The organism is Ramlibacter sp. bp-362 (genome assembly GCF_054956735.1).
In genome coordinates this window covers 376,719-383,571 of sequence record NZ_JBUDXE010000003.1, presented here as the reverse complement: position 1 = coordinate 383,571, position 6,853 = coordinate 376,719, and the positions used below count along the sequence as shown (strand labels likewise).

The 6,853-nt window shown below is 71.5% G+C and carries 6 protein-coding genes; 5 read left to right on the top strand and 1 reads right to left on the bottom strand.

What is annotated here, in order from left to right; translation table 11 throughout:
• Window positions 1-88 precede the first annotated feature (88 nt).
• Entirely contained in the window at window positions 89-571 is a 483-nt protein-coding gene (locus tag ACY0MJ_RS06225; RefSeq protein ID WP_462637466.1) for a MarR family winged helix-turn-helix transcriptional regulator, read from the bottom strand.
• Window positions 572-692: 121 nt separating this feature from the next.
• On the opposite strand from ACY0MJ_RS06225, the gene ACY0MJ_RS06220 reads away from it, so the two are divergent.
• From ACY0MJ_RS06220 to ACY0MJ_RS06200, 5 genes are all read left to right on the top strand, one after another.
• Window positions 693-1,766, top strand: coding sequence for an NAD/NADP octopine/nopaline dehydrogenase family protein (locus tag ACY0MJ_RS06220; RefSeq protein ID WP_462637465.1), 1,074 nt, complete (start codon window positions 693-695; stop codon window positions 1,764-1,766).
• Window positions 1,767-1,768: 2 nt separating this feature from the next.
• Complete coding sequence (locus ACY0MJ_RS06215; RefSeq protein WP_462637464.1) at window positions 1,769-2,755, top strand: 3-hydroxybutyryl-CoA dehydrogenase; 987 nt, start codon at window positions 1,769-1,771, stop codon at window positions 2,753-2,755.
• Window positions 2,752-3,552 carry an alpha/beta fold hydrolase gene (locus ACY0MJ_RS06210; RefSeq protein ID WP_462637463.1) on the top strand — a complete coding sequence of 267 codons (801 nt, stop codon included), beginning with the start codon at window positions 2,752-2,754 and terminating at the stop codon, window positions 3,550-3,552. The genes ACY0MJ_RS06215 and ACY0MJ_RS06210 overlap by 4 nt, the downstream gene beginning before the upstream one ends.
• Window positions 3,549-4,469, top strand: a complete 921-nt coding sequence (locus tag ACY0MJ_RS06205) for a quinone oxidoreductase family protein (RefSeq protein ID WP_462637462.1) — start codon at window positions 3,549-3,551, stop codon at window positions 4,467-4,469. Before ACY0MJ_RS06210 ends, ACY0MJ_RS06205 begins: the two co-directional genes overlap by 4 nt.
• Before the next feature lie 246 nt (window positions 4,470-4,715).
• Window positions 4,716-6,851, top strand: coding sequence for a thiamine pyrophosphate-dependent enzyme (locus ACY0MJ_RS06200; RefSeq protein WP_462637461.1), 2,136 nt, complete (start codon window positions 4,716-4,718; stop codon window positions 6,849-6,851).
• The last annotated feature ends 2 nt before the right edge of the window (window positions 6,852-6,853 follow it).

Here is a 6,853-nt window from a genome sequence, read left to right as displayed (position 1 = left end):
CCCCCCCCCCCCCCCCCCCCCCCCCCCCCCCCCCCCCCCCCCCCCTCCCCCCCCCCCCCCCCCCCCCCCCCCCCCCCACCCCAGCAACTCAAAGATCCTCGTCCGCCGGCTCCACCGCCAGATCCGCATGCATCGCGATCATCTTCTTCAGCATCTGCTTCAGATCCTGCGACCGCGCCAGCCCGAACGGCTCCAGCACCCTGCGCTCGTGCTCCTGCGCCAGCTCGATCAGCCCCGACACCAGCTTGTCCCCTGAAGGCGTGATCGCGATCAGCGTGATGCGCCGGTCGCTGTCGTGCGGGATGCGCTTCACGTGGCCGCGCGCCTGCATGCGGTCGAGCACGCGCGTCACCGTCGGCTGCTTGAGCACCGCCAGCCGCGCCAGCGCGCCGATGCTCATCGGCTCCGCGCCCGCCAGGCTCGCCAGCACGCGCCATTCCGACACGGTGAAGCCCTTGGCCGTGACGATGCGGTGGAACTCGCCCGAGATCAGGTGGCTGGCCTGCGCCAGCAGCGCCGGCAGGTAGTCGTCGACGAATTGCCCGTCCGCGTTCTTGCCGCCCTTGGCCATGCTGTTCCTTCCCCCGGGACCCGCGCCCTGATTCTTGACAAATCAATATATGAAAAGTAATGTACCGGCGCAAGAGCGCGAACCCCCATGTAGCCGCGCCAGCCAAGGAGACAAGACCCCCATGAAGATCGCCATCCTGGGCGGCGGGCACGGCTGTTACGCCGCCGCCGCGGACCTGTCCGAAGCCGGCCACGAGGTCCGCCTCTGGCGCCGCGACGGCGCCGCCCTGCAGCCCGTCGTGGACACGGGCAGCATCATCCTGAAGGACGCCGACGGTCCGCGCGAGGTGCGCATCGCCCGCGCCACGGCCGACATCGCGCAGGCGCTCTCCGGCGCCCAGCTCATCGTGATTCCCTCGCCGGCGGTCGCGCAGGAAGACATCGCGCGCGCGATGGCGCCGCACCTGGTGGACGGGCAGGTGGTCTTCCTGCCGCCCGGCACCTTCGGCAGCTTCGTCATGGCGCGCATCGTGCGCCAGTCGGGCAACCGCGCCGACGTGGCCTGGGCCGAGACGGGCACGCTCCCCTATCTTGCCCGCAAGCACGGCGAGCGCGAGGTCAACGTCACGATCCGCGCCGTGCGCCTGCCCACCGGCGTGTACCCGGCGCGCAAGACCGACCATGCGCTGGCCGTGATCCGCCTCGCGTACCCCAGCGTGCACGGCTGCGGCGACGCGCTCTCGGGCGCGCTGATGAACGCGGGCCCCGTCATCCACCCGCCGCTGATGGTGATGAACGCGGCGCCGCTGCAGAACTTCGAGCGCTGGGACATCCACAACGAGGGCACGCAGCCGGCGGTGCGCGCCGTCACCGACCGCCTGGACCAGGAGCGCATCGCCGTGCGCGAATCCCTGGGCTACGCCGGCCCGCACTACCCGCTGGCCGACCACTACAACAACGACCGGTGGATGTACGGCGACGCCCACAAGAAGCTGGTGAAGTCGGGCGACTGGCGCGAGCACATCGACCTGCGCACGCACCGCTACATCACCGAGGACACGGAGCTGGGCCTCGCCTTCCTCGCCTCGGTCGCGCGCTGGTCGCAGTGCGACGCGCCGATCGCGCAGGGCCTGCTCGCCATCGTCGGCGGCTTCCTCGGGCGCGACCTGCGGCAGGGCCCCCGCACGCTGGAAGGCCTGGGCCTCGCGGGCCTCTCGCGCGCCCAGCTTCAGCAACTGCTGCACGAGGGGGAGTGACCATGGCGCGCTTCGCCGCCGTCGGCGCCGGCCGCATGGGACGCGGCATCGCGATCAGCTTCGCCTATGCCGGCCACCGCATCGCGCTCGTCGACCTGCGCCAGCGCACGCCGCAGGCCTGGCAGGAGCTGCGCGAACAGGCGATGGCCGAGATCCGGGGCGCGCTGCAGGGCCTCGCGCGCCTGGGCGCGCTGGACGAACGGCAGATCCCGGACATCGCCGCGCGCGTCGAGCTGGTCGATGCGGCCGGCGCGCCCGCCGCACTGGCGGAGGCCGAACTCGTGTTCGAGGGCGTGCCGGAAACCATGGAGGCCAAGCGCGACGCCTTCGCGCAGATCAACCGCCATTGCCGGCCCGACGCCATCCTGACCTCCACCACCAGCAGCATCCTCGTGACGCAGCTGGCGGAGATCGTGGAGAAGCCCGAGCGCTTCCTCAACATGCACTGGCTGAACCCCGCCTACGTCATCCCGGTGGTGGAGCTCAGCACGCACCCGGGCACCAGTCCCGAGGTGCTGGCGCGCACGCGCACGCTGATGGAGGGCATCGGCAAGCTGCCGGTCGTGTGCGGACCGGCGCCGGGCTACATCGTGCCGCGCCTGCAGGCGCTGGTCATGAACGAGGCGGCGCGCATGGTGGAAGAGGGCGTGGCCACCGCCGAGGAGATCGACAAGGCCACGCGCTACGGCATGGGCCTGCGCTTCGCCGCGCTGGGCGTGGTGGAGTTCATCGACTTCGGCGGCTGCGACATCCTCTTCCACGCCAGCCGCGAGATGGGCGGCAGCATCGACAAGGCGCGCTACGAGACGCCGAAGATCGTCGCGCGGATGATGGAAGACAACCGGCTCGGCCTGAAGACCGGCAGCGGCTTCTACGACTACGAAGGCCGCGACGTCGGCGCCTACCGCCTGGACGTGCTGTCGCGCACGCTCGGCATGCTGCGCCACGCCGGGCTGTGGAAGCCGCCGGCGGAACGGACGCTGTCATGAAGATCCGCAAGGCGTATGCCGATCTGCCGCACGGACAGGTGCACTACGCCGAATGTGGCGCGGCGGACGCGCCCGCGGTGCTGATGCTGCACCAGACGCCGCGCAGCTGGCGGGAGTACGAGCAGGTGCTGCCGCTGCTGGGCGCGCGCTGGCGCGCGATCGCGATGGACACGGCGGGCTTCGGCGCATCGGATCCGCCGGCCGGCGCGCCCTCGATCGAGTCCTGGGCCGCGATCGCCGCGCAGTTGCTCGATGCGCTGGGCATCGCTTCCGCGCACGTCGTCGGCCACCACACCGGCGGCGTGATCGCGATCGAGCTGGCGGCGCGGCACGGCCGCCTCGTGCGCTCGCTGGTGCTGTCCTCCACGCCCTACACGGATGCCGCCTTCCGCAAGGCGCGCGGCGAGCGGCCGCCCATCGACGAAGTGGAGCCGTCGCCCGACGGCGCCCACCTGGCGGCGCTGTGGCGCAAGCGCCAGGGCTTCTATCCCCCGGACCGGCCCGAGCTGCTGGAGGCCTTCGTGGCCGACGCGCTGAAGGTGCGCGGCGACGTCGAGGGCGGCCACCGCGCCGTCGCCTCCTATCGCATGGAGGAGCGCATCGCCGCCGTCACGCAGCCGGTGCTGGTGATCCGCGCCAGCCTCGACCCTTACGCCGGGCCGCATGCGGCCGAGTGGCTGCGCCACCTGCCGCAGGCGCAGCTCACCGGGATCGAAGGCGGCATGGTGCCGCTGCCCGACCAGATGCCCGAGGCTTTCGCGCAGGCGGTGCAGCGCTTCCTGGAGGCGCAGCCATGAAGGCCGTGCGCGTGCATGCCTGGAACGAGCCGCCGCGCGTCGATGAGGTGCCGGAGCCGGTCGCGGCGCCCGGCTTCAGCCTCGTGCGCATGCATGCGGCGACCGTCGGCCACATCGACCGCACGGTGTGGAGCGGCCAGTTCCTGCGCCATCCGCCGCTGCCCTACGTGCCGGGCGTGGAGGGCGCGGGGGTCGTCGTCGCGAGCGAGCGCTTCGCGCCGGGACAGCGTGTGTGGCTGCGCGGCGCCGGGCTGGGCATCCTGCGCGACGGCACCTGGCGCGAAGTGATCGCCGCGCCGGACGACGCGCTGGGCGTGCTGCCCGAGGGCGTGCCGATGGCGCTGGGCTCGGCGTTCTTCTCGCCGTGCACGTCGGCGTGGGTCGCGCTGCACGATGTCGGGCAGTTGCAGGCGGGTGAAGAGGTGCTGGTCTGCGGTGCGTCGGGCGCGGTGGGGTCCATCGCGTGCCAGTTGGCGCGCGAGGCGGGCGCGCGGGTGCGGGCGGTGGTGTTCGACGCGGCGCAGGCCGCGCGCTTGCCGGCCGGCGTGGACGCGGTCGCGGCGGAGGCGCTGAAGCCCGAAGCGCAACTGCTGCTGGACACGGTGGGCGGCACGGCCTTGCCGGCGGCGCTGCGCGGCGTCGCGCCGGGCGGGCGCGCCGTGCTGGTGGGCTATGCCGGCGGGACCGAGACGCAGCTCAGCTTGCCGGAGCTGCTGCAGAGGGATGTCGCGCTGCTGCCGTTGAACATGCTGCGGCGGGAGGCGGCGGGGCGCACGGCGGCGCCGGGGTTGCTGGAGCGGATCGCGCAGGGGAAGCTCGAGCTTGGCGTACGGGAGTTCGCGTTGGCACAGGCGGGCGAGGCGCTCGAGTGGATCGCGACCCGCGGACACGGTGGGCGGGCGGTGTTGACGGCCTGAGGCTCCGTGCTGGGGTTCGCTTCGCTCACCGCCAGCCTACGAGCGCGGTTGAATGCGAATTCGTAGGCTGGCGGTGAGCGCAGCGAACCCCAGCTTCATCGTAGGGTGGCGCGGCGCAGCCGCGGACGGTGAGCGACAGCGAACCCCACCGCTCCCACTTCCTTCCCCCTAGGGTATTCCCGCCCCCGAATAACCCATGACTTTTCATATGTTTCTGCTTAAACTAATCGCGCACCGGAGACCCCCATGGCCGAGAGATCATTCGTCGAGGAAGTGAAGAAGCTGCGCCTGGGCGCCGGCGAGCCGTTCCGCGGCGAAGGCATCCTGGCGGTGACCAAGGCGCTGCTGGAATCGGGCGTCTCCTACGTCGCCGGCTACCAGGGCGCGCCGATCTCGCACCTGATGGACGTGCTGGCCGATGCGCAGGACATCCTGGCCGAACAGGGCATCCGCTTCGAGAACAGCGCCAGCGAGGCCACCGCCGCCGCGACGCTCGCCGCGTCCGTCAACTACCCGCTGCGCGGCGCCGTCACCTTCAAGTCCACCGTCGGCACCAACGTCGCGTCCGACGCACTGGCCAACCTGGCTTCCGGCGGCGTCACCGGCGGCGCGCTGATCGTCGTCGGCGAGGACTACGGCGAAGGCTCCTCGATCATGCAGGAGCGCAGCCACGCCTTCGCGATGAAGTCGCAGATCTGGCTGCTGGACCCCAGGCCCAACCTGCCCAGCATCGTGCAGGCGGTCAAGCAGGGCTTCGAACTCTCCGAGGCCAGCCACACCCCGGTGATGCTGCAGCTGCGCATCCGCGCCTGCCACGTGCACGGCGAGTTCATCGCCGGCGAGAACCGCCGCCCCGACTTCACCATCGCGCAGGCGCTCGAGAATCCGCGGCGCGACGTGAGCCGCATCGTGCTGCCGCCGGCCAGCTTCGTGCACGAGCAGGAGAAGGTGCGCGAGCGCTGGCCCGCCGCCGTGCGCTTCATCGAGGAGCACCGGCTCAACGAATTCTTCGCCGAGGGCGCCGACGACATCGGCATCGTGGTGCAGGGCGGCAGCTACAACACCACCGTGCGGGTGCTGGAGCGCCTGGGCTTCGCCGACGTCTACGGCAACAGCCGCATCCCGCTGTACTGCATGAACGTGGCCTACCCCGTCATCGACAGCGAGGTGCTGCGCTTCTGCGAAGGCAAGCGCGCCGTGCTGATGGTGGAGGAGGGCCAGCCCAACTACATCGAGCAGAACATCGCGACCATCCTGCGCCAGGCCGGCTCGACGACGGCGCTGCACGGCAAGGACCTGCTGCCGGTGGCCGGCGAGTACACCGCCGCCGAGACGCTCAAGGGCGTGCGCGCCTTCCTGGAGCGCTACGGCCGCCTGCAGCCCGCGCCGGCCGCCACCGCGCCCAAGGTGATCCCGCTCAAGCCGCTGGCCGAGAGCGTGGCCGCACGCCCGCCCGGCTTCTGCACCGGCTGCCCGGAGCGCCCGATCTTCACCGCGATGAAGCTGGTCGAACGCGAGCTGGGCCCGCACCACGTCAGCGCCGACATCGGCTGCCACCTGTTCTCCATCCTGCCGCCCTTCAACATCGGCAACACGACGATGGGCTACGGCCTGGGCAGCGCCGGCGCCTCCGCGCTGAACGCGCCGGCCGGCAAGCGCGCGATCAGCGTGATGGGCGACGGCGGCTTCTGGCACAACGGCCTCACCAGCGGCGTCGCCAACGCGGTGTTCAACCAGAGCGACAACCTCACCATCGTCGTCGACAACAGCTACACCTCGGCCACCGGCGGCCAGGACATCCTGTCCTCGACGGCGCACAACAAGACGCGCAGCACCGGCCACGCGATCGAGAAGGCGGTCAAGGGCGTCGGCGTCAAGTGGGTCAAGACGATGCGACGCACCTACGACGTCGCCGGCATGCGCGACGCGCTGCGCGAGGCGCTCACCACCAAGGCCAAGGGCCCCAAGGTCCTGATCGCCCAGTCCGAGTGCATGCTGAACAAGCAGCGGCGCGAGAAACCCATCGTGCGCAAGAAGGCCGCCGCCGGCGAGCGCGTGGTGCGCGAGCGCTTCGGCATCGATGCCGACACCTGCACCGGCGACCACTCGTGCATCCGCCTCTCCGGCTGCCCGTCGCTTTCCATCAAGCCCAATCCCGATCCGCTGCGCACCGACCCCATCGCCACCGTGCTCGACTCCTGCGTCGGCTGCGGCCTGTGCGGCGAGGTCTCGCACGCCGCGGTGCTGTGCCCGTCCTTCTACAAGGCGCAGATCGTCACCAACCCGAGCCGCTGGGACCGCCTGCGCCAGCGCGTGCGCGGCGCCGTCATCGGCCACCTGCAGCGCCGCGACGCCCGCGCCCGCGAGCGCTACGCCTTCTGAGG